Below are 23,413 nucleotides of genomic sequence, written 5' to 3'. Positions count from 1 at the left end.
GTTCAGCGCTTGAAGGCCGAAAAACGGCCGTCCCGCGGGCCTTTTCTGTAGGAGCGCACCCTGTGCGCGACCACCTGGCGGAGCGGTATCGACATGGCTCCGCGGTCGCGCACAGGGTGCGCTCCTACAAGAGCCCGTTTCAGCCCTCGGGGCAGCGTGCCGGCTGCCCGGCCGCGATGGCGCCGGCCACCGCGCCGACCTGCCCGGCCAGCTTGTTGATGGCTTCCTGGTGACCCTGCACCAGGGCGTCATACCCCTCGCCCACCGTTTCGCTGATGCGGCTGGTGCACGCCAGCGGGTCCCCGCCCTTCAGGGGGCGCACGCTCCAGGCGGCATCGATATAGGCGTAGCTGCCTGGCACGGAATCGAAGCGGCGAAGGTCGAGCTTGATACGTACGGTCGACTTGCCCTCGGTGGGCAGGCCAGTGACGTCCTGTGCGCGGAATTCCCGGGTCAGGTCGGCCGACAGCGCGCCGCGCACCTCGTCGCCCAGCGGAGCGATCCAGCGCTGGCCCTGAAGCATGGCCACGCCCTGCCCGCCCTGGCGCACGACCATCTGCGGCTGATCGACCTGTGCCGGCACGGTGACCGGCAGCAACTCGAACTGGAACGGCTGGGTTGCGGGTGCCGCCGTGGCGTCCCCGCCGGCCGGAGGCACAAGGGTGTAGTAGCGCACCGGCGGCACCGAACCGCAGGCGCCCAATACCAGCGCCAGAGTGGCGATGGCCACGTTCAGCGTTCCCCAGCGGTTCATGGCTTGCTCCCTTGTGACGGTGCGTCCTGCGGCGGAGGCGGCAGCGGTGCCTGCAGCGGCTTGTCGTCCGCACGACGTCCGCGCAGCAGCGCATCCGGGTGATCGCCCAGGTAATCGGTGAGTACGCGCAGCGAGCGCGCGGCGCGCTGCAGCTCCTGCAGGCTGCCGCCCAGGTTCTGCTGCAGCGGTGAATCCGGCGACAGCGCGGTATTGGCGTTGCCCAGCGTCTTCTGCGCGCCCTGCAGGGTGGTCTTCACCTCAGGCAATACGCTGCCGTTGACCTGCTGCAGTGTCTTGTGCAGCTCGGCCAGCGAGTCATTGAGGTTGTTGCCGATGCTGTCGAACGGAATCTTCTGCAACTTGCCGACAATGTCCGCGATCTGCTGCTGGATCTTGTCGAAATCGCCCGGCACGGTCGGGATCTCCAGCGGCTTGGCGCGGCCGTCGAATTCGACCTTCGGCGCCTTGGGCAGGATGTCCATGGCGATATACAGCTGCCCCGTGAGCAGATTGCCGGTGCGCGCCTGGGCACGCAGGCCGCCCTCGACCAGGCGACCCATCATCATCGACATCTGCTCGTCGTCGCCCTGCGCCTTGGCCAGCGCCACCAGCTTGTCATGCGCCTTGCCCAGGCGGGCCGGATACACCACCGCGCCCACGATGGTCGGGAAGGTGCGGGTCTTTTCGTCGAAATCCAAATTGATGGAAACCACGCGACCAAACGGTACGCCCAGGAATTCCACCGGCGCGTCCACCGCCAGTCCGCGCAGCGACTGGTTGAAGCGCATGCGGATGTAGCGCGGCTCGCCATCCGGCGGCGCCATCGCGGTGCCCTTGTCGTTGAACAGGGTAAAGGCGTCGTTTTCCTGTGCCGCCGTGGCGTCATGCGGCCCCGGCGGATCCTGGAAGGCCACGCCGCCGGCAAGCACGGTGGCCAGCGACTGCGTATTCACCTTCAGGCCGTCCGCGCCCAGCGACACGTCCACGCCGCTGGCATTCCAGAAGCGCGAGGAGGTGGTGACGTACTTGTCGTTCGGCGCATCAATGAAGATCTGCAGGGTGACACCCTTGCCATCGTCATTGAGGTGATACGACGAGACACGACCCACCTGGATGCGGCGGAAGTAGATGGGCGAACCGATATCCAGCGAACCGAGGTCGTCGGAGTGCAGGTCGAAGGTCTTGCCCGGTGCGCCGTGGGTCACCGTGGGCGGCGATTCCAGCCCGGTGAAGTCATCCTTGGGCTCCTGCGACTGGCCCACGTCGGCACCGATGAACGCGCCGGAGAGCAGCGTATCGATGCCGGACACGCCACCCAGGCCAATGCGCGGACGCACCACCCAGTAACGCGAGTCGGCCGTGGCAAAGCTCCGGGCGCTCTTTTCCAGCGCCACCTTGGCCACCACGTGCGAGCGGTCTTCGCTCAGGCGCACGGCGGTGACCTTGCCGATCACCACGCTCTTGTACTTCACCGGGGTCTTGCCCGGGTCCAGGCCCTCGGCACTCTGGAAGCTGATGCTGATGGTGGGGCCCGCCTCGGACCAGGCATGGATCACCAGCGACAGGCCCACCAGCGCCGCGATCACCGGCACCAGCCAGACCAGCGACGCGTTGATGCGCGGGCGCTGCACCACGGGTTCGGGCAAATCTCCGGTGATTTGCTTGTCGTCAGTCATCGAAGTCCCTTCCATCCCAGATTAGCCGCGGATCGAACGTCATCGAGGCGATCATGGTAATCACCACGGTGAGGCCGAAGAACACTACACCAGGCAGGGGCTCTACCTGGCTGAAGAAACCAAACTGCACCAGCGCCGTCAGCAGCGCCACCACGAACACGTCCAGCATCGACCAGTAGCCGATGAATTCGACCAGCCGGTACAGCTTGGAGCGCTGCCGCAGCCCCCACCGGCTGCCCTGCTGCGAGCTGACCAGCAGCAAGGCCAGGGCGACGAACTTCAGCATGGGCACGATGATGCTGGCGGTGAAGACGATAACGGCCAGGTCCGGCGATCCCTTGACCCACAGCTCGATGATGCCGCTCATGATGGTGTTGTCGTCCACGTCGCCCAGGCTCACCGTGCGCATGATGGGCAACAGGTTCGCGGGCACATAGAAGAAAAATGCAGCGATCAGCAGCGCCCAGGTGCGCGCATAACTGTTTGCCTTGCGCCGGTGCAACGCCGAACCGCAACGCGGGCAGGTCGCGTCCTCCGACTTCACGTCCCGGCACACCAGCCGGCACACATGGCAACCGACCAGGCCCAGGTCACTGGCGCGAGGCAACTGGCTCAGGTCCGTCATGCCGGCGTCTCCTCCGTGAGATCCCACAGGCGGCGCACGTCGATGCTGGAGAACGCGGTGATGATCAGCATCAGCACGCCATAGGCAAAGATGCCGGCGTTCGGCGCCACGTCGAAATACATGTGTGCCTTGACCACGGCCACCAGCGCGCCGAGCACGAACACCTCGGTCATGGTCCACGGCCCCACGCGATACAGCAGCACCATCACCTGCCGGAAACCGGGCGCCCTGCGCCGCTTGCGCGCATACAGCAACACCCAGAACAGCAGCGACATCTTGATGATGGGAAAGAAGAACAGCGTCAGCGACGCGATCACCGCCACCACCTGCGCGTGCTCGTTCCACATCATCACGATGCAGCCCCACAGCGTGGTGCTGATCAGCTGGCCATTGAGCCCCAGCGTCACGATGGGCCAGACATTGGCCTGCACGAAGGCGATCATGGCCGTGATCACCAGCGCCAGCATGCCGCTGATGCTCAGGCCGTGATGGCGTGCCAGGATGGCATCGCAACGCGCACAGCGCGCCACTTCGCCACGGCCCAGCTTGCGACGCCGGTATACCGTGTCGCAGTGCTCGCATATCCACAGCGTGGGGGGAGCGATGGCGGGTTTGATGCCTTGCGATGGCATGGTCATGCGGCGATTTTCGCAAATATCGGGCCCCGCGCCGATAGGGGCGGTCAGGCGCCAGCCAGAAAGGCACGGCAGCGCCTGTTTTCAGCTGCTTTTTTGCCTGGCCCGGCCCAGTCAACGGGCTCGCCGCCCGTTGACCTTGATATGCTGACCGGCGCCCTGATCTCGGGGGCATCCGTCCAAGGGAGTTCCCAGTGAGTGCCACGACCGCCGATACGCACGTTTTTGAAGTGCGCGAGGACAACTTCGAAGCCGAGGTGCTGCAAGCCTCGCTGACCACGCCGATCCTGGTGGATTTCTGGGCGGAATGGTGCGGCCCGTGCAAGACCCTGGGCCCCATGCTGGAAAAGCTCGCCGGCGAATTCAACGGCGCCTTCCGTCTGGCCAAGGTGGACGTGGAGAAATCCCAGCAGCTGGCAGGCATGTTCGGCATCCGCAGCATTCCCACCGTCATGCTGGTGAAGGACGGACAGATCCTCGATGGCTTTGCCGGTGCCCTGCCCGAAGCCCAGCTGCGCGAGTTCCTGCAGCGCCACGTGCAGCCGCTGGATGGCGCCGCCGCCAACGACGAGGACGTGGTGCCCGAGTCGCCGGAAGAGGCGATCAACCGCCTCCAGCAGACCATCGCCACCACCCCGGATCAGCCTGAGCTGAAACTCGACCTTGCGCTGGCCCTGATGCGTGCCGGTCACGCCGACGCGGCCGAAGCCGAGCTCGCGTCCCTGCCCGCCAACCTTGCCACCGACGCGCGTGCGGTGCGCCTGCGCAGCCAGCTCGACCTGGCCCGCGCACTGACCGGCGCACCGTCACTGCCGGAGCTGCAACAGCGCGTACAGGCCGATGCCGCCGACTGGGCCGCCCGCGACCTGCTGGGCGTGCGCCTGCTGCTGGAGGGCGATGCCTCCGCCGGGCTGGATCAGTTCCTGGCCATTCTGGAAAAGGCCCGCGACTGGAACGATGGCCAGGCCAAGAAGCGCCTGCTGGCTGCCTTCACCACGCTGGATGATGCCGAGCTGGTGGGCCGCTACCGTCGCCGCATGGCGTCGCTGGTGTTCTGATGCCCGGCGGTGGGCAGCGCTTGCCACCGCCCCCATGACGTCCGCCGAAGCCCATTCCCTCACGGGAATGGGCTTCGCGCTTTTCACGGTGCGCCCGCCACCGCGGCGCCGGCACCACCGGCGCCGATGTTGCGATCAAGGAACTGCACGACGCGCTCATAGAGTTCAGCGTTGTTCTGCTCGTCGTAGAAGCCATGACCCTCGTCGGACTTGTACAGCCACTCGTGGGCAATGCCTCGCTTGTTCAGGGCGGCATGCAGCGACTCGCCCTGCACCGGCGGCACGCGCTTGTCCTGCCCGCCAACCACCAGCATCACGCTCGCCTTGAGCTTGTCGAGCTGATTGATGGGCGAATGGGCCGCGAGCATGGCCGGGTCCGTGCCCAGCGTGCCTCGCAGATAGCTCATGCCGACAACGCGGTCTGAAATGTCGCCATCGGTGTACATCTTGGCCAGGTCGTACACCCCCACGTAGCCGATGGCGCAGCGATACAGATCCGGCTCCTTCACCGCTCCCTCAAGCGCGGCATAGCCGCCGTAACTGCCACCAAAGATGCAGATGCGGCCTGCCGAAGCGATGCCCTGGTCGATGGCCCAGTGCGTGGCGTCGGTCACGTCGTCCTGCATCCTGCCGCCCCATTCCTTGTAGCCGGCGCGTTCGAAGCCTTCGCCGTAACCACCCGAACCGCGAAAATTCACCTGCAGCACGGCATAGCCATGCGTCGCCAATGCCTGCACGGTACTGTCGAAGGACCAGTCATCGCGGATGCCGAACGGCCCACCGTGCACCATCACCACCAGCGGCACGTGCTTGGCCTCCTCGCGACCCGGCGGCATGCTCAGATAGCCATGGATGACCAGGCCATCACGCGCCTTGAATTCAACCGGCTGCATGGCGGCCATCTGGGTGGGCTTGATCCAGTCCGCCCGCTGCAGCAGCGCTTCGCCCTTCCCCGTGGTCTTGTCCCACAGATAGTAGGTACCCGGATCCATGTCCGAGGAGGCCAGCGCCACCGCCTTGCTGCCATCACTGGTGCTCGAGACGATGCGGATGCTTTCGCCCGGCAGCGCCTTGGTCAGCGCACCGATGGCCTTCATGGTGTCCGACCCCGCTACAAAGGCCGACGCCGAAGGCGTCGACGGCATGGCGTAGACACCCACCACATCGCGACCATCCAGCGTGCGCATCAGGTGCTGCCCATTCGCGACGTCGCTGGTCCACACGGCCTCCTTCATGGTTCGCGTTGCTACGTCCCATGGGCACAGGGCCCCGACCGCGTCCTTCGCATCGCACCACATGTAGACCTGCGAGTCGTCCCGGTTGAAGGTCACCGGCACTGGCACGCCACGCACCGAACTACCCTGGAACAGCGTCTCCCACTGCTGGCCCTCGCCAGCGCGGAAGTACACAACCGGATAGGCGTGGCTGTCGTCCCCCATCGCAAACCGTGCAACGCCATGGTTGTCCACCACGAAAGAGGCGTTGCGCAGTGGCGCCGTGCCCACCGGTCGTTTGGTACCGCTGTTCACGTCCATGACGAAAAGCTGCGTATAGGCACCGTCCGCCCCGCTTTCCCATGACGTCACCGCGATCATCACGTGATTGCCATCGCCATTGCGCAGCGTATCCACCAGTTCGGCCGATGCTCGCTCCGCCTGCGGCTGCTGGATATGCGTGGCCTTGTTCGGGCCGCCCGCGCGGTAACCGAACAGGATGTCGGCACCGGAACCGTCACCGTTGACGGCGAAAATCTCGCCCGTGGAAAACGGACGTTCAAAACCGCTCACCTTGGTACCTTCGGTGTACAGCACGCGGTGATCGTTGACCCACCAGAAGTCGACAACCTGATTCCCTTCGCGCGGCTTGAGCATGGTGCCCTTGTGGTTCACCAGGTCCACCAGCGCCAACATCGGCTTGCCTTTGACCACCGTGGTAGCGGCGAGGTAGTGCCCGTCGCCGGAAATCTTCACGTGGTCATATTGGGCATGTCGCGCCAGGTCGGCGAACGGAGTCACCGGCACGGTCGCGGCAAGCAACGGGTACGACAAAAGACCAAGCACGCCGATGAAGGCGCGCCGACATAGCTTTTCCATGCTTTCTCCCCTGTAGCGAGGCGCCCCATGCACCGTCGCTGCGGACGCAGTATAGGCATGAACCTGGGCGCTCAAAGGGGCCGGGCACCGGCTTTTACACGGCGCCGCGCCTCCCCCCTGTCCGCCAAACCATACGCTAACGTATGTTTCGGTTATACTGCCCCTCCCCACCGCCCACCCTGTTGCCGATGCGCGCCTCTACCTTTCGCCGCCTGATGAACCTGTGGCCGCCGTTCCTGTTCAACAGCATCCGCGTCCAGCACGTATCCGACGACTGGTCCGAGCTCACCGTAGTGCTGCGCTTGCGGCCGTGGAACCGCAACTACGTACGCACGCAGTTCGGCGGCAACCTGTTCGCCATGACCGACCCGTTCTGGATGCTGCTGGCCATGCACCAGCTGGGCAAGGACTACTTCGTCTGGGACAAGGCCGGCTCGATCGACTTCGTTTCGCCGGGTCGGGAAGACGTCTACGCCCACTTCAGGCTGACGCCCGCCATGGTCGATGACCTGCGTACCGCAGCCGCCGGCGGGGACAAGGTGCTGCGCTGGTTCGACGTGGATGTGGTCACGAGAAGCGGTGAGGTGGTGGCTCGGGTGCGCAAGCAGCTCTATGTCCGACTGAAGCCTGAGGCTCGCGCGGCATCGCAGGACGTCGAACAGGCGCGCGCCGCGTAAAAACGCACTCTCCGAACACCGGACAGAGAAGCGCCTGAGGGACACACAGGCGACGAGGCTGCCATGCATGGGACAATGCCCTGTCCCCTCCTACGGCATCCCCCATGAAGCGTCTGCGCATCAAGCGTTACCTGTTCACCGGCCTGCTCACCTTCATTCCGCTGTGGGTGACCTGGGTGGTGTTCAAGTTCGTGCTGAGCATGCTCGCCGGCATCGGTACGCCGCTGGCCTCGGCCTTGCTGACCACGCTGTCCTCCGCCAGCCCGTGGGCGGGCATGGTGCTCAACAACGCGTGGATCACTTTCGTGGTGGCGCTGCTGCTGACGCTGGGCGTGCTGTACAGCCTGGGCTGGCTGGCCAATCGCGTGATCGGCCAGCGCCTGATCGATGGATTCGACGCGGTGCTTGCGCGCATTCCGCTGGTGCAGACCATCTATGGCGGCACCAAGAAGCTGATGGCCGTGCTTCAGCAGAAACCGTCAGGCGTGCAACGCGTGGTGCTGATCGACTTCCCGCGCAAGGGCATGAAGGTGGTGGGCTTTGTCACGCGCGTGATGATCGAAGAAGGCACCGGCCGCGAGATGGCGGCCGTCTATATCCCTACCACGCCCAACCCCACCGGCGGCTATCTGGAAGTGGTGGCGGTGGACGAGCTCACGCCCACCGACTGGACCATGGATCAGGCCATGGCTTTCATCATTTCCGGTGGTGCCGTAGCGCCGGATACCTTGCCGGCTGCGCCCGCCGCCCTGCGCGACGCGCAGGCGGATACCGAATAAAAACCCTTCGCCTCAGCGCATTCACGTTGTCGGCCGTGGCCATTGCCATCGCATAGGGCACCGACCAGACAACGCACGGCGTTGCCGTGGCACGTTGTTGCCCCTCCCTGAAGAGCGGGCCGTCCGGACTGATCGTCAATCTTGTCGGTAGACACCATCACCGTGCCAACGGAAGGCCATTACGGCTTTGGAAAAACCCCACACGCCGTATGGGGAAATCCCGGATGACGTCGTTTTACCTGCTCGGCTAGGGTGGAAATACCGCTCGCGGGCGTCTTCGGACGAGGTTGCGGGCGGTCACGGCAGCAATGTCGTGAGTCGCGGGCCGCCGGTGCGTCAACACCGACGACCCGCTAACCATCACCAACTGATCATGGAAAGTTGATAATGGCTAATGTCGATCATACGGCACGCCTGTGCCCAGCCCTTCCAGTGGGCCACGCCTCACGCGCTTCGCCCGCCGCCGCCCCTCCGGCGGCCTACCACACGTCACCATCGCTTCGGTTATCCACGTTGGATGACGTGGCGTTTGCACTGAATGCGCTCACGCTGCTTTGCCAGGAAGACGAGCGGTTACGCCACGCGGTACGGCACCCTGATGTGCCGCCGCTGCGGCCGCTGGCCACTTACTACCTGCAAGGCATCACCGTGGCCATGCAGTGTCTGGCGCAGTACGCCCGGCAGCTCGGCAGCGGGCAGGTGACGAGCGCGTAAGCGGACCGGAATGATCGAGCCTTGTGGCGTGTCGCCTCCTTGACGGCGCGCCACACCCGGCCATCCCGGACGCTCCAACCCGGCTTTTGCCTACACGGATTCCCTCAACGGCATCCGCTGGCTTCGTGCACCCGAAGGAAAGCACCCATGCGCTGCACCCTGCCGCCGCCATCGGCACCACCACCGGTGATGCTTCACACCAGCCTGCAGATTGATGCCAGCACGTGCCTGCGTTCCCCCGGCGTCGTATTGCGCGACGACTTCATGCGGCCCAACGGCGTGAGCGCGAACGAACTGGCGAGACGTTCCGGCATGCCCGCCTGGCACATCCGCCGCGTGCTCGTAGGCGCGCCCATCCATGCCGAGGAAGCCTTGCGGCTGGCCTCTGCGCTGAACACCAGTGCGCTGTATTGGATGGTGTTACAGGCTCGCCACGACCTCGCGAAGGCTCAGTGCGCCATCACGCACAACGGAGGAGCGGATGGCGCCTTGCATGAGACTGCACCTCCGCAGGCGAAACGCGCCAGCTGCCCTCCATCAGAACAGAAACTGCCGGAAACTAGACCGCTCAATAAACAAGACACCCGATTCTGCCGGTAACGGGAACGGTCGTTCGCCCTCTCAAACCACTTCGAACGGCCGCATCATCTCGTTGGACGCATGCTCCAGAAGGTGGCAGTGCCACACGTAGCGCCCCTTGTAGCCGTCGAAGGTGATGATGTAGCGGGTGACCATGCCGGGATACACCTGCGCGGTGTCCTTCCAGCCCGCTTCGTGTGGCGGCGGCGGTTGCGCGGGGCCGGTGTAACGGATGGTTTTGGACGACAGGTACTTGTCCACGTCGAACGGGCGACGGTCGAGAATCTGGAAACGCACCAGATGCAGGTGGATCGGGTGCGTGTCTTCGGTGAGGTTGAGGAAGCTCCAGATCTCGGTGCTGCCGAGCGTGGGCTTTTCGCTCACTGGATCCTGCCAATGCTTGCCGTCGAGCAGCATGAGCATGGGGTCGGCGACGCAGTCCTGGTATTCGTCGATGGTGAGCAAGCGGGTGTTGGTGGCGCTCGCTTCCGCCACGCGGGGCACGTCGCGCAGCGTTGCCGGCACGCGACTCGTATCGTCTACCTGCCCCGCCGCCACCTTGAACTGCATCAGCGGCAGCGCATCCGTCATCAGCTCGATGGCCGTGCCACCCAGGCCGGCAAAATCAATAACCAGATCGGCACGCTCGCCCGGCGCAAGGAACAGGCTGGTCTGCGGCACGGGTGAGGCAAGCAGTCCCTGATCGCTGCCGATCTGCATGAAGGGGCGCTGGCCGTGCAGGCTCAACCGGAAGAAGCGACCGTTCGCGGCATTGAGCACGCGAAAGCGATAGCGGCGCGCCTGCACATCGAGACGCGGCAGGATCGCGCCATTCACCAACATCACGTTGCCGAACACTTCCGGCACCCACGGCGCATCGCTCACGCCGGATACTGGGTAATAGAGTTGCCCGTCTTCGGTGAGCAGTCGATCGGTGAGCACCAGCGGCAGTTCGTGCTCACCATGAGGCAAGCCCAGCGACAACTCGTGTTCATCGCGCAGCAGGTACATGCCGAACAGGCCCGCGTAAAGATTCAACCGCTCGATGCCCATGGTGTGGTCGTGATACCAGAGCGTCGCGGCATCCTGCTTGTTGGGGTAGGTCTGCCGGCGCGACTGCCCCGGCACGAACCAATCGGTAGGATAGCCATCGTCGGTAGCAGGCACGCGCGCGCCGTGCACGTGCACCACGCCGCGCACTTCGGGTTTGTCGCGCTCGGCGCCGCAAATGTTGTGGTCGACGGGAAGGAAGTGCTTCAGCGGCAGGCTGTTGCCCCACTCCACATGCACGGCCTCGCCGCTGCGCGCGTCGATGGTGGGCCCCGGCATGGTGTTGCCATAGGTCCACACGCGGGTGGGCGACAGGTCCCGATGCAGACGCTGGCTGCTTTCGCGCATGGCAATGCGCAGGGTTTGCCCGGACTGGGGGCGCAGCACATCGGGTATCGGCAGGGCGTCGACGAAGGGCGTCAGTCGCGCCGGATCGAGCAGTTTCGGCACCACGGCCTGATCGGCAACGGCATGCTTGCACAAGCTGTTGCCCTTCGGGGCCGGCATGGCCATGTGCATGGGCGCGCCCAGTGCGCGCAGGGTGCTGGCACCCGCCATCAGCCCCATGCCCTGCAGAAAACGACGACGTGAAGGATGCAAGGCTCACTGCCTCCCTGGAAAAAGGAAACGCCCCGGAACCTGTCCGGGGCGTTATAGCTGGCCGTTGGATCAGCCGTGCGGCGAGTGCGGCTGCTTCACTGGCTCACCCGTCTGCTCGTCCAGGATCAGCTTGCGATGCTCCGGGAACGGCTGGAAGAAATCGAACAGGTGCTCGAGCGACCCGGCCACGGCATCGAACGAACCGCCACCGATGCGCTCGCTGCGCAGCCAGTTGTCTTCGATGAAGCGGGTGACCGAGGACTGATCCGTCACCGTGTGGTCCACATGGTTGCTGCGCGCCCACGGCGAGATCACCAGCAGCGGCAGGCGCGGACCGTAGCCGCAGCGACCCTGCACCGGCTGGCCCTTGCTGTTCACGCCCGGCAGCGTACCGCGGGCGTTGCACACGCCCTGCCCGTCCAGCGCATCTTCCGTGGTGGCCGATGCGTTGGCGCGCGGTGCGGCCTGGTGGTCGTACCAGCCGTCGGAGTCGTCATAGGCAATGACGACGGCGGTGTCGCGCCAATCCTTCTGCTGCTGCAGGAAGTTGATCACGTGCACGATGAACTGCTGCTCGTCCAGCGGATCGGAGTAACCGGCGTGGCCGTCCTGGTAACCCGATGCCTTGAGGAAGCTCACGGCCGGGAAGTTGCCCGCTTCAACGGCGCTGTAGAAGTCGTTGAGGTCGTACTGGTGGTTCGCCGCATCGCCCTGGTGGCCGATCATCGCCACCGAGGTGGGACGCACGTGCGTGGGGTTGGCGGTGGACGCGTAGTACTGGAACGGCTGGTGATGCGGAATGTAGTCGGCCTTCTTGGTCTGCGTGACGGCGGAGGTCGTGCTGCGCTTGCAGCCGGTGGTGCCGTTGGCATTCACCTGGGTCAGGTCAAAGCCGCCCTCGAAGAAGCCCCAGGTCACATGGGCGTTGTTCAGTAGGTCACCCACGTTCTTGCCGCCAAGCTGCACCTGGTTGCCGGTGGGCGAGGAACACACGTCGCCAATCGGATCGGCGTCGCTGATCAGGGTCAGGCCGCCGTGGCCATCGGCGATTTCGTTGGCCGTGCCGTTGAGCGTCTGCGTCACGCCGTTGGTCTGGCCGGACACCAGGTTGATCGCACCGGGCGTCGACGGACCGAACGTGGTGCCGTAGCTGTTGTCGCTCATGGCAAACCGCTGCGCGTAGTTCCACAGCGCGGTGACGGTGTTGCCATCGTAGTAGCCCATCACCTGGCCATTGCCGTTTTCATCGGCGGGCGCACCGGGAAGCGTCTCGCCCGAGCCGGTGAAGGCGGGGAACAGGTCCATCGCACCGCCGTTGAACGCCTGCTGCTCCGGGCCGTAATCGTGATCCTGATCCGCCGTGGCGGCCTGCGCACGCGACAGGCGGAACGGGTTGATGGCGCCCGTGCCGTTGTTGCTGTTGTTCTTGTTCGGGTTGTTGGTCAGCAGCGCCGTGGTCAGGCCATTCACCTTGGGCGTGAACGGACGCGCGTAGAACGTCGGCTCACCCGAGGCATTGGCCGCATTCGGATACGTACCGAAGTAGTGATCGAAGGAGACGTTCTCCTGGAAGATCACCACCAGGTGCTTGATCGGCGTAGCCGTATGGACGTCCCCATGGTGCCAGCCATAGCCTGCGGCATCCTCGGCGTGCACCGGGAGCTGGGCGAGGGAAATGGCCGAAGCGCTGAGTACGCACGCGGCAAGACATACTGCGAGTTTGTTTCGCATGAAGAGCCCCTATGGTCGCGATGGAGCGCTTCCCCTCAAGCGCTGAAGTCGCTGACGATAGGCCGGCAAGGTGACAGCCGAATAACAAAAAACGTCGTATTTTCCTGCGATTTCCAGCCTGAGACGCTTATCGCAAAAACACGGCCAGCGCCGGCGCCATCAGCACGTTGAGCAGGCCCGCCAACACCATCGCGAGACTGGCGACGCTGCCTTCTTCGGCACCGATGTCATAGGCCTTGGCCGTACCCGCGCCATGTGCGCCGACACCGAACAGTGCACCGCGCGCCAGGGCGGAGCGCAGTGGCACCACGCGCAGCAACAGTTCGCCCAGCGCAATGCCGGCAACGCCGGTGATCACCACGAACAACGCGGTCAGCTCGGGTACGCCCCCGATATCTGCCGACATGAGCATGGCGAGCGGCGTGGTGATGGAACGCGCAAGCAGGCTGCGCCGCACGGCGTCGTCCAGGCCACACCACGAGGCCAGCGCCCACGCACTGCCGATGGCCACCGCACTGCCACCCAGCACGCCCACCAGCAGTGCCGCCCAATGCCGCTGGATCAGGCGGCGATAACGGAAGATGGGCAAGGCAAACGCAGCCGTCGCCGGTCCCAGCATCAACACCAGCCAATGCGTGTCGCGGATGTACACCGGGTAATCCATGCCGAGCAGCAAGCCCGCTGCCGCAAGCAGCAACGGCACGGTGAGCAGTGGCGACGTCCACCAGCGCGGATGCCGGCGATACAGCGGTTTCAGTGCGAAATAGCCACCCAGCGTGATCGCAAGCCACAACAACGAAAGCCACTCAGTGCGCACGACGACGACTCCAGCGGAACATCAGGTCCACCAGCACGGCAGTCGTGGCCATGACCAGGGCCGTGCCGGCCAGAATCACTAGCAGGATGCGACCACCCTGCTCGCGCAGCAGTGGCAGGTGTTGCCACACGGCCATCACGGCGGGGATGAAGAACAGCAGCATTTCCGCCAGCAACCAGTCGGCGCCACGACGCAGGCCGGCGGCCGGCATCACACCGGCCATCAGCCCCAGCAACAGCAGCGCCATGGCCAGCAGGCTGCCGGGCACGGGCCAGTGAAAGCGCCGGCTCAGCTGGTCGCAGGCAAACCACACCAGCACGATCAACACCACCTGCGACCAGCGCGCAACGTGGGGCTTGCGCCAGGCCAACCAGCGCATTCGGGCATGCAGCTTTTTCATGCCGACAGGCTAGGCGCGGCACAGCTATGATGGAAATGAATTGTTTCCATTCCAGACATTCCAATAAGGAATACTCATGGACCTGCGCAGCCTGCGGTATCTGGTGGAGGTGGTACGCCACGGCGGCTTCGCCCGCGCCGCCGAGCATGCGCACGCCACCCAGCCCACGCTGAGCAAGGCCATTGCGCAACTGGAAGACGAACTCGGCGCGCGCCTGCTGGAGCGCGGACGCGGCGGCGTGCGGCTCACCGCCGCGGGAGACGTGGTGCATCGCCACGCGCTGTCGATGCTGGCCGAGTCGTCGCGCCTGCGCGACGAGCTGGACGCCCTGCGCGGCCTGCGCCGCGGCGAGCTGCGACTTGGCCTGCCGCCACTGGGCAGCAGCGTGCTGTTTGCGCCGCTGCTGGCGCGCTATCGACAGCAGTATCCGCACATCGACATCCGCCTGATGGAGCACGGCAGTCGCCGTCTGGAGCGCGCCGTGCTGGAGGGCGAACTCGAAGTCGCCGCCACCCTGCTGCCCATCGGCGACGGCCTGGATCACCAGCCCGTGCGCGACGAGCCCATGGTGGCCCTGCTCCCGCAGATCCACCCGCGCGCCGGGGCGAAACGGTTCCGGCTGGACTGGCTGCACGACTCACCGCTGATTCTGTTCGAGGAGGGTTTCGCCCTGAACCGGCTGATCCGTGAGGCTTGCGCCCGGCGCGGGGTGGTCCCACGGGAAACCGTGCGCAGTGCCCAGGTGGATTTCATCCTGGCCCTGGTGGCCGCGGGCGGTGGCGTGGCCCTGCTGCCGCAGCTGGTGGTGGAAGACCGCCGCCTGACCGGCGTTGCCGCCCTGCCCCTGGCGGGCAACGACCTGCGCTGGAAACTGGTGCTGGCATGGCGCCACGGCGACGCCCTGTCACCCGCTGCCCGGGCCTGGCTGGCCCTGGTTGCGGGCAAGGCCCCTGACCTTTGACACTATCTGGGCCGTGACTTGCGGCCTAGCCTGAAAAGTCATCCGTGCCATGCCGGGTCGCGTCAGGGACCCACGCGATCGCTGAACTTACCGGCTGTCCTGCGCGGCCACCGTACCCACAGAGGGATTTCCATGACCAAACCGTATCTGAAGCCCATCGCTCTCGCCGTGAGCCTTGCCCTGTCGCTCAGCGCCTGCGGCAAGCACGAAGACGCCGAGAAGGCCCCGGCCGCCAGCAGCACCGCGCCGGCCCCAGCCAGCACCGCCGCCACGGCAGCCGCCGCACCCAAGAGCGTGTTCGACATCGGCGAGCTGGACAGCAACATCCAGGCTTGCCAGGACTTCAACGGTTTCGTCAACAGCAAGTGGATCGCCGCCAACCCGATCCCGAACGACCGCACCCGTTGGGGCGCGTTCGACAAGCTGGCCGAGGACAGCCTCAACACCCAGCACGACATCGTCGACGCTGCCGCCAAGGACGCCGCCAACGCCAAGGCCGGCTCCATCGAGCAGAAGATCGGCTACCTGTACGCCTCCGGCATGGACGAGGCCGCCATCGAAAAGGCTGGCTTCGATCCGATCAAGCCCAAGCTCGACGCCATTGCCGCGCTGAAGTCCGGCAAGGACGTGGCCGGCTACCTCACCCAGAACTTCGCCACGGGTGACATGCAGGTGTTCCAGTTCGGCTCCGGCGCCGACTTCAAGGACGCCAAGATGCAGATCGGCTTCACCATGCAGGCGGGCCTGGGTCTGCCGACCAAGGACTACTACGCCGATCCGAAGTACAAGGAAATCCGCGACGCCTACGTCGCCCACATCGCCAAGTCGCTCGAGCTGACCGGCGTGTCCGAAGCCGATGCGAAGAAGCAGGCCGACCAGGTGCTGGCGTTCGAAACCGAGCTGGCCAAGGCCTCGCTGGCGCCGGTGGAACTGCGCACCCCGGAGAACCAGTACCACTTCGTCACCGTGAAGGAAGCGGACAAGATCACCCCGCACTTCAGCTGGGAAGATTTCTTCAAGGCGCAGGGCGTGACCGTCGACAAGGGCTTCTCCCTGTCGCAGCCGAAGTTCTTCGCCGAGTTCGACAAGCTGCTGGCCAGCGCCCCGATCGACCAGTGGCAGGCCTACCTGCGCTTCCACACCATCGACGACGCCTCGCCGCTGCTGAGCAAGGCCTTCCAGGACAACCGTTTCGACTTCTACGGCAAGACGCTCTCCGGCCAGCCGGAACAGAAGCCGCGCTGGAAGCGCGTGCTCGGCGGCGTGAACGAGTCGATGGGTGAAGCGCTGGGCCAGCTGTACGTGGCCAAGGTGTTCACGCCGGAAGCCAAGGAACGCGCCGAAGTGCTGGTGACCAACGTGCGCAACTCGCTGAAGACGCGCATCCAGAACCTCGACTGGATGAGCGACGCCACCAAGCAGAAGGCCATCGCCAAGTGGGATACCTTCCTGCCCAAGATCGGCTACCCGGACAAGTGGCGTAGCTGGGACGGCCTGGACGTGAAGGAAGGCGACTACTACGGCAACGTCATGGCCGCCGCCAAGTTCAACTACCAGTACGACCTGAACAAGATCGGCAAGCCGACCGACCGCAAGGATTGGGGCATGACCCCGCAGACGGTCAACGCTTACTACAACCCGACCGACAACACGATCAACTTCCCGGCCGCGATCCTGCAGCCGCCGTTCTTCTATGCCAACGGCGACGACGCGATCAACTACGGCGGCATCGGCGCCGTGATCGGTCACGAAGCCAGCCACGGCTTTGACGACGAAGGCAGCCAGTTCGACGGCGAAGGCAACAACGCCAACTGGTGGACCAAGGAAGACCGCGAGAAGTTCGACCAGCGCACCGACCGCCTGGTGGCCCAGTTCAACGACTACACCCCGGTCAAGGACAAGCCGGATGCGCACGTCAACGGCAAGCTGACCCTGGGCGAGAACATCGCCGACCTGGGCGGCCTGAACGTGGCGTACGACGCCCTGCAGGAAGCGCTGAAGAAGAACCCGCAGGAAGCCGGCGAGAAGATCGACGGCTACACCGAAGACCAGCGCTTCTTCCTGAGCTGGGCCCGCGTGTGGCGCAGCAATATCCGCGAGAAGGAAGCCCTGCTGCGTCTGAACACCGACCCGCATGCTCCGGCTTCGCTGCGTGCCATCGGCGCTCCGTCCAACATGGAAGCCTTTGCCAGCGCTTACCAGTGCAAGCCGGGCGACACCATGGTGCGCTCGGGCGACAAGCAGGTGAAGATCTGGTAATGCGTCACTGACGTTTGGACGTCTGTAACAGGAAAGGGCGCTGCTGATGCAGCGCCCTTTTTCTTTGGTGCGTGACGCACCACGGGAGGTTAACTGTGGGAGCGCACCCTGTGCGCGACCGCAGAGCCGCGCCGATGCCTCAGTGCAGAGCTGTCGCGCGTAGGGTGCGCTTCCACAGGAGCAGTGCGTTGTCGCGCGCAAGCGCGCTCCTACAGCGCTACCTGCGTATCTGTAGGAGCGCGCTTGCGCGCGACCGCACAGCCGCGTTGATACCTCAGTGCAGAGCTGTCGCGCACAGGGTGCGCTTCCACAGGAGCAGTGCGTTGTCGCGCGCAAGCGCGCTCCTACAGCACTCCCTGCGTACTTGTAGGAGCGCGCTTGCGCGCGACCGCAGAGCCGCGTTGATACCTCAGTGCAGAGCTGTCGCGCACAGGGCGTGCTTCCACAGGAGCGGTGCGTTGTCGCGCGCAAGCGCGCTCCTACAGCGCTCCCTGCGTACTTGTAGGAGCGCGCTTGCGCGCGACCGCAGAGCCGCGTTGATACCTCAGTGCAGAGCTGTCGCGCACAGGGCGTGCTTCCACAGAAGCAGTGCGTTGTCGCGCGCAAGCGCGCTCCTACAGCACTCCCTGCGTACTTGTAGGAGCGCGCTTGCGCGCGACCGCAGAGCCGCGTTGATACCTCAGTGCAGAGCTGTCGCGCACAGGGTGTGCTTCCACAGGAGCAGTGCGTTGTCGCGCGCAAGCGCGCTCCTACAGCGCTCCCTGCGTACTTGTAGGAGCTCACTTGTGCGCGACCGAAGAGCCGCGTTGATGCCTCATTGCAGAGCTGTCGCGCACAGGGTGCGCTCCTACAGGGGCGAGGACGGCTGGCGGGTTACTTCCCGCGCGAACGCCGCGCCTCGTACGCCTTCAAGTGCGCATACGCCGTGCGCAGCATGGGCAATGCATCGCTTGCATCGGAACGCGCCAGCAGATCGCCCACCACATGATCCGCCTCGATCTGGCCGCCCTGCTCCAGATCGCGCATCATCGACGCGCTCAACGCCGAGCCCTTTTCAGTCAGCACGCCACGCGCGCGCGCCAGCACCGCATCGCTGGGCGCGTGGCCGTTGTGCTCCGCCACGCTGCGGCAATCGTCCAGCAGCTGCAGCGTGGCCTTCTCGCCACCCGGCGCCGCCATGATGTCGCCCACGGGTGCACGCATCAGGCAGGTGATGCTGGCCAGGGAGGCCAGGAATACCCACTTGTCCCACATGTCCTGCAGGACGCTGGTGCTCAGGCGCGGCTCGAACTTCGCCTTCGACATGGAGGCAAGAATCCGCTCCACGCGCTCCGAACGCGTGCCATCGCGCTCGCCGAACGTCACGCCATGCGACTGGTTGAGATGGCGCACCACGCCCTGCGCATCCAGCGTGGCGGCGATCACGCACTGGCCGCCCAACACGCGCTGTGCGCCAAAGCGCGCATCCAGCAAATCCAGGTGCCGCATGCCGTTGAGCACGGGCAGGATGGCGGTGTCCGGCCCTACGGCGGGCGCCATGTCCTCGATCACCTGCGGCAGGTGGTAGGCCTTGCAGCTCAGCAGGATCAGGTCGTAGGTGCCGCGCAGATCGCCCGCCTGCACCGTGGGCGGGTTGGGCAGTGTGGCATCGCCGAAGCTGCTGCGGATCACCAGCCCATGCTCGGCCAGTTGCGCCGCGCGCTTCTCGCGCACCAGAAACGTCACATCCTCCCCCGCTTCCAGCAGGCGTCCGCCGAAATAGCCGCCTGTTGCCCCTGCACCAATCACCAACGTCCGCATGGTTTGTCCTCCGAATACTCAGGCGGTAGAGGCTAACCCAGACACACGCAGTCGCACTTTCCTACGAAGGTCGGTGTCAGTTTCATGCAATCAATTGCAACTCATTCTCATTACCAATAACATTTACTGAATGCACGCCGGCGGGTCGCTTCAGGTGACGGATCACCTGCCTGGCAAGGCATACCGAATCAGGCAACTGGATTCATGCAGCGATCGACGCCCGCCGCCGCTACTCGTCGAATCGCCGGCCTACCAAGGCCGATCGATACCCCACCATTCACGACGAGCACCCCATGGCCCACATCACGAGCCGCAAGCACCCTGTTTCCCGCAGCGCCCTCAGCGTCGCCACCGCCACCCTCATGACGGGACTGGCCATGGCGCAGCCGGCGCTGGCCGTGGACTCGCCGGACGATGCCACCACCACCACCGCGCCCGCCTCGGCCAAGAATCTGGCCGGCGTGCAGGTGGAGGCTTCGGCCACCGGCGACTACAAGGCGGACAACCTTGCCTCGCCCAAGTACACCCAGCCCATCCTGGACACCACGCAGACCATCAGCGTGATCACCAAGGACCTGTTCCTGCAGCAGGGCGCCACCACCCTGACCGACGCGCTGCGCAACAGCCCGGGCGTGGGCACGTTCTATGTGGGCGAGAACGGTTCGACTTCCACCGGTGACGCGATCTACATGCGCGGCTTCGATACCTCGGGCAGCATCTTCGTGGATGGCGTGCGCGACCTCGGCACCATTTCGCGCGACGTGTTCAACACCGAGTCGGTGGAAGTGATCAAGGGACCGGCCAGCACGGACAACGGCCGCACCGCGCCCACCGGTGCCATCAACATGGTGAGCAAGCAGCCGGAACTGGGCAACGGCGTGAGTGCATCGTTCTCCTACGGCAGCGCCGACCAGCGTCGCGTCACCGCGGACTGGAACCAGAGCGTGTCCGCCACCTCGGCCTTCCGCCTCAACGTGATGGACCAGGACAGCGGCGTGCCGGGTCGTGACAAGGTGGAGAACAATCGCTGGGCCGTGGCGCCGAGCTTTGCCTTCGGTCTTGGCACCGCCACGCGCGTGTATCTGGATTACATGCATGTGAAGCAGAACAACGTGCCCGATGGCGGCGTGCCCACCATCGGCCTGCCGGGCTACAGCAGCCCCGACCCCAAGCGCCCGTTCCTCACCGACGCTCCGGCCGTGGATTCGTCCAACTTCTACGGCACCACGGCGGATCACGACCATGTCACCGCGGACATGTTCACCGCGCGCCTCGAGCATGACTTCAACGACCAGCTGGTGTTCCACAACACGCTGCGCTGGGGCCGCACCTTCGAGGATTATCTGCTGACCTCCTTCATGGGTACGGCGGCCAACCTGCTCACGCCCAACCCGAATGATCCCTCCACGTGGACCATCGCGCGCAGCAACCCGACGTTCAAGCACCAGACCAACCGCATCCTTACCGACCAGGCCAACGTCACCTACAACTTCGAGACGGGCGCGGTCACGCACAACCTGAGCAGCGGCATCGAGTTGACGGAGGAGAAGGCCACCTCGCTGGGCTACGTCGCCCTCAACGGCACCACGTGGCCGGCCGCCAACCTGTACCACCCGGACTCGGACGTGACGGGCCTGCTCTACGGCCAGAACGGTGCCTACACCAACGGCAAGACGGACACCGCGTCGGCGTACGTGTTCGACACGCTGAAGTTCGGCACGCACTGGCAGGTGAACGCCGGCGTGCGCATGGATCACTACGACACGGATTACTCCAGCGCCGTGGCCTGTGGCGGCAAGAGCGGCCCCGCGTGCGGCACTTTGCCCACCGGCGCCGTGGTGCCGGGCCTGACCACCAGCGTGAGCGACAACCTGTGGAACTGGAAGCTCGGCGTGCTCTACAAGCCGACGCCGAACGGCTCGTTCTACGTCAACTACGCGGTGTCGGCCGAGCCACCGGGCGGCAACACGCTCACGCTGTCCAGTTCATCCAACAGCCTGGACAACCCGAACCTGGAGCCCGAGCGCGCCCGCACCTATGAAATCGGTACCAAGTGGGAACTGCTCGACGAGAAGATCCTGCTCACCGGCGCGCTGTACCAGACCACGGTAAGCAACGACCTCGTGCAGGATCCGGTCACCCTGCTCTACTACCAGATCGGCAAGAAACGCGTGCAGGGCGTGGAACTGAGCGCCGTGGGCAAGCTCACCGACAACTGGGCGGTCAGTGCGGGCTTCACCACCATGAATGCCAGCGTGTTGTCCGGCACCGCCGTGGCACAGGATGGCTCCTCCGACCTAGCCTATACGCCCACCAAGGCCTTCACCAGCTGGACCAGCTACCTGTTGCCGTTCGGCCTGACCATCGGCGGCGGCGCGCGCTACAACGGCGAGATGCAGCGCGGCACCGACAGCGCCATCGGCACGCCGTCCTACACGAAGGCCTACTGGGTGTTCGACGCCATGGCGTCCTACCCCATCAACAAGAACTTCGATCTGCGCCTGAACCTGTACAACCTGTTCGACAAGGATTATGTCGCGGCCATCAACAAGAGCGGCTACCGTTACACGCCGGGCACGGCGCGCTCGGCAATGATCACGGCGAATGTTCGTTTCTGACGATGCGTCCGCCCCTGCTCGTCATTCCAGCGAAAGCTGGAATCCAGTGACTTTGAAGTTGCACACCAAGGCAAAAGACGCTGGATCCCTGCTTTCGCAGGGATGACGGTGAGGGAATAACAGGCAAGCGCTGGACACGTAAGCCAGCGCATCCAACACCGGACTTCACCATGCTGCTGCACATCCCCAACATCCTCGACGCGACCCAGCTGCGCACCATCCGCGCCTCGCTCGATGAGGCCACGTGGACCGACGGCCGCGAAACCGTCGGTCCACAGGGCGCCAAGGTGAAGCGCAATCTGCAGCTGCCCGATGCCTCGCCATTGCGCGCAGAGCTTGGAAGTGTGGTGTTGGACGCGCTGGCCAAGAACCCGCTCTATCACGCGGCTACCCTGCCGCTGCGCACGCTCACGCCACGCTTCAATCGCTATGAAGGCGGCGGGCAATACGGTTTCCACGTGGATGGCGCGGTGATGTCGCTGGGAGGCGGTGAACAACTGCGCAGCGATGTCTCCTGCACCTTGTTCCTGGCCGAACCGGAGGAATACGACGGCGGCGAGCTGATCATCAGCGACACCTACGGCGAGCACGAAGTGAAGCTGCCCGCCGGCGACGTCATCGTCTATCCATCAAGCAGCCTGCACCGCGTGGCACCTGTAACGCGCGGCGCACGCATCGCCGCGTTCTTCTGGGTGCAGAGCCTGATCCGCGACGACAGCAAGCGTCGCCTGCTGTTTGAACTGGATGCTTCCATCCAGACGCTGACCCGCAGCCAGGCCGATCCGCAGGCGCTGCTGCAACTGACCGGCGTGTATCACAACCTGCTCAGGCAGTGGGCGCAGACCTGATGCCCCTGCCCTCAGTCCGACGCTGCGCCGCCTCGGGCACAGCCGGTTAGCTGCTGCAGGTATCGGTCGTACTCATCGGCCCGGTCACCGTGCGTCCGGAAGCGGAGATGGTGAGCTTTGAGCCGGGGACAAGATGCGTGTTGATGCTGGCACCCGCCGCATACGCGCAGATGATGAACGACGATGCCCCGCTCTGGCTGCTGCTGCCAACCCACAGGTGCCCAAACGTGTCATACGTCAGAATGCCGTTGGACGAGTACGCGATCGACGTCGTCGTCGGCGCTTCCTGAACACGCAACAGCGTGCTGCCCGTTGCACTGTATGCAGCACCTGGCGTTGTCGTGGTGAAGATCATCCACCCCTGACCGAAGTTGCCGTCCGACGTGTCGCACGTTGTGCCACTGGCCGTCGACAACGCGCACACAGACACATAACCATGCGTGGCCACCGCCTGTCCACGCGCGTACTGCAAGTCGGCAAGCAACCCATTGGCCTGGGCCGCCACGCGATCGCGCTGCATGAAGCTGCGCATGCTCGGTATGGCGATGGTCAGGAGAATGCCGGCGACGATGATCGCTATGACCATTTCGATAAGCGTGAAACCACCCTGGGCACGGCTGCGCGTGGCACGCGTACTGGCCTGCCTGTCGGCGCTTTCGATCCTGCGGTTGTGTGTGGTCATGATCATCATCGCGCTCAAGGCCCCTGCCTGCTGCATGTTTCGCGGAAACTGCGCTGC

The 23,413-nt window shown here is 65.0% G+C and carries 20 protein-coding genes; 9 read left to right on the top strand and 11 right to left on the bottom strand.

From position 1 onward, the window contains the following. Positions 1 to 139: 139 nt before the first annotated feature. Genes H8F01_RS15575 through H8F01_RS15560 form a run of 4 tightly spaced genes read right to left on the bottom strand, consistent with a single transcriptional unit; the run spans position 140 to position 3,693 of the window. Complete coding sequence (locus H8F01_RS15575; protein ID WP_187055980.1) at positions 140 to 754, bottom strand: PqiC family protein; 615 nt, start codon at positions 752 to 754, stop codon at positions 140 to 142. Beyond that, positions 751 to 2,430, bottom strand: coding sequence for a PqiB family protein (locus H8F01_RS15570; protein WP_187055979.1), 1,680 nt, complete (start codon positions 2,428 to 2,430; stop codon positions 751 to 753). Before H8F01_RS15570 ends, H8F01_RS15575 begins: the two co-directional genes overlap by 4 nt. Beyond that, positions 2,423 to 3,046 (bottom strand): paraquat-inducible protein A, encoded by a 624-nt coding sequence (locus H8F01_RS15565; RefSeq protein ID WP_187059324.1) that lies wholly within the window; start codon positions 3,044 to 3,046, stop codon positions 2,423 to 2,425. Before H8F01_RS15565 ends, H8F01_RS15570 begins: the two co-directional genes overlap by 8 nt. Before the next feature lie 5 nt (positions 3,047 to 3,051). After that, entirely contained in the window at positions 3,052 to 3,693 is a 642-nt protein-coding gene (locus tag H8F01_RS15560; protein ID WP_187055978.1) for a paraquat-inducible protein A, read from the bottom strand. A 191-nt stretch (positions 3,694 to 3,884) separates the two neighbouring features. On the opposite strand from H8F01_RS15560, the gene trxA reads away from it, so the two are divergent. Continuing rightward, positions 3,885 to 4,748 (top strand): thioredoxin, encoded by an 864-nt coding sequence (gene trxA, locus H8F01_RS15555; protein WP_187055977.1) that lies wholly within the window; start codon positions 3,885 to 3,887, stop codon positions 4,746 to 4,748. A gap of 83 nt (positions 4,749 to 4,831) precedes the next feature. On the opposite strand, the gene H8F01_RS15550 is transcribed toward trxA, so the two are convergent. Beyond that, the gene (locus H8F01_RS15550) at positions 4,832 to 6,841 is read right to left on the bottom strand and encodes an alpha/beta hydrolase family protein (protein ID WP_187055976.1); all 2,010 of its coding nucleotides are present in this window, start codon (positions 6,839 to 6,841) and stop codon (positions 4,832 to 4,834) included. A gap of 188 nt (positions 6,842 to 7,029) precedes the next feature. Between H8F01_RS15550 and H8F01_RS15545 the strand changes: the two genes are divergently transcribed. The 4 genes from H8F01_RS15545 to H8F01_RS15530 all read left to right on the top strand — a co-directional run bounded on the left by H8F01_RS15545 (position 7,030) and on the right by H8F01_RS15530 (position 9,611). Next, positions 7,030 to 7,518, top strand: a complete 489-nt coding sequence (locus tag H8F01_RS15545; protein ID WP_187055975.1) for a DUF4442 domain-containing protein — start codon at positions 7,030 to 7,032, stop codon at positions 7,516 to 7,518. Positions 7,519 to 7,622: 104 nt separating this feature from the next. Next, on the top strand, positions 7,623 to 8,297 hold the full coding sequence (locus tag H8F01_RS15540; protein WP_187055974.1) for a DUF502 domain-containing protein: 675 nt from the start codon (positions 7,623 to 7,625) through the stop codon (positions 8,295 to 8,297). Between the two features lie 522 nt (positions 8,298 to 8,819). Further along, positions 8,820 to 9,011 (top strand): hypothetical protein, encoded by a 192-nt coding sequence (locus H8F01_RS15535; protein WP_187055973.1) that lies wholly within the window; start codon positions 8,820 to 8,822, stop codon positions 9,009 to 9,011. Between the two features lie 147 nt (positions 9,012 to 9,158). Beyond that, positions 9,159 to 9,611, top strand: a complete 453-nt coding sequence (locus H8F01_RS15530; protein ID WP_187055972.1) for a HigA family addiction module antitoxin — start codon at positions 9,159 to 9,161, stop codon at positions 9,609 to 9,611. Between the two features lie 21 nt (positions 9,612 to 9,632). Here H8F01_RS15530 and H8F01_RS15525 read toward each other — a convergent pair whose 3' ends face one another. The 4 genes from H8F01_RS15525 to H8F01_RS15510 form a co-directional block, all read right to left on the bottom strand. Continuing rightward, on the bottom strand, positions 9,633 to 11,240 hold the full coding sequence (locus H8F01_RS15525) for a multicopper oxidase family protein (RefSeq protein ID WP_238481010.1): 1,608 nt from the start codon (positions 11,238 to 11,240) through the stop codon (positions 9,633 to 9,635). Between the two features lie 69 nt (positions 11,241 to 11,309). Continuing rightward, a complete protein-coding gene (locus H8F01_RS15520; protein WP_238481009.1) occupies positions 11,310 to 12,971 on the bottom strand; it encodes a phospholipase C in 1,662 nt (553 codons plus the stop codon). A gap of 127 nt (positions 12,972 to 13,098) precedes the next feature. After that, complete coding sequence (locus H8F01_RS15515; RefSeq protein ID WP_187055971.1) at positions 13,099 to 13,788, bottom strand: LrgB family protein; 690 nt, start codon at positions 13,786 to 13,788, stop codon at positions 13,099 to 13,101. Then, complete coding sequence (locus H8F01_RS15510) at positions 13,778 to 14,188, bottom strand: CidA/LrgA family protein (protein WP_222615671.1); 411 nt, start codon at positions 14,186 to 14,188, stop codon at positions 13,778 to 13,780. Before H8F01_RS15510 ends, H8F01_RS15515 begins: the two co-directional genes overlap by 11 nt. 76 nt (positions 14,189 to 14,264) lie before the next feature. On the opposite strand from H8F01_RS15510, the gene H8F01_RS15505 reads away from it, so the two are divergent. Both H8F01_RS15505 and H8F01_RS15500 read left to right on the top strand, forming a co-directional pair. Next, on the top strand, positions 14,265 to 15,149 hold the full coding sequence (locus tag H8F01_RS15505) for a LysR family transcriptional regulator (protein ID WP_187055970.1): 885 nt from the start codon (positions 14,265 to 14,267) through the stop codon (positions 15,147 to 15,149). A 132-nt stretch (positions 15,150 to 15,281) separates the two neighbouring features. Further along, the gene (locus H8F01_RS15500) at positions 15,282 to 17,408 is read left to right on the top strand and encodes a M13 family metallopeptidase (protein WP_187055969.1); all 2,127 of its coding nucleotides are present in this window, start codon (positions 15,282 to 15,284) and stop codon (positions 17,406 to 17,408) included. Positions 17,409 to 18,281: 873 nt separating this feature from the next. On the opposite strand, the gene panE is transcribed toward H8F01_RS15500, so the two are convergent. Beyond that, positions 18,282 to 19,208 carry a 2-dehydropantoate 2-reductase gene (gene panE / locus H8F01_RS15495; RefSeq protein ID WP_187055968.1) on the bottom strand — a complete coding sequence of 309 codons (927 nt, stop codon included), beginning with the start codon at positions 19,206 to 19,208 and terminating at the stop codon, positions 18,282 to 18,284. A 293-nt stretch (positions 19,209 to 19,501) separates the two neighbouring features. Here panE and H8F01_RS15490 point away from each other — a divergent pair, with 293 nt between their 5' ends. Then, positions 19,502 to 21,826 carry a catecholate siderophore receptor Fiu gene (locus tag H8F01_RS15490; RefSeq protein WP_187055967.1) on the top strand — a complete coding sequence of 775 codons (2,325 nt, stop codon included), beginning with the start codon at positions 19,502 to 19,504 and terminating at the stop codon, positions 21,824 to 21,826. Positions 21,827 to 21,996: 170 nt separating this feature from the next. Beyond that, complete coding sequence (locus H8F01_RS15485; protein ID WP_187055966.1) at positions 21,997 to 22,674, top strand: Fe2+-dependent dioxygenase; 678 nt, start codon at positions 21,997 to 21,999, stop codon at positions 22,672 to 22,674. Positions 22,675 to 22,720: 46 nt separating this feature from the next. On the opposite strand, the gene H8F01_RS15480 is transcribed toward H8F01_RS15485, so the two are convergent. Continuing rightward, entirely contained in the window at positions 22,721 to 23,356 is a 636-nt protein-coding gene (locus H8F01_RS15480; RefSeq protein ID WP_187055965.1) for a GspH/FimT family pseudopilin, read from the bottom strand. Positions 23,357 to 23,413 lie beyond the last annotated feature (57 nt).

Source organism: Dyella telluris, assembly GCF_014297575.1.
GTDB classification, from domain to species: Bacteria; Pseudomonadota; Gammaproteobacteria; order Xanthomonadales; family Rhodanobacteraceae; genus Dyella; species Dyella telluris.
The sequence above is the reverse complement of the archived record's forward strand: the minus strand, read 5'-3'. Positions and strand labels throughout refer to the sequence as shown.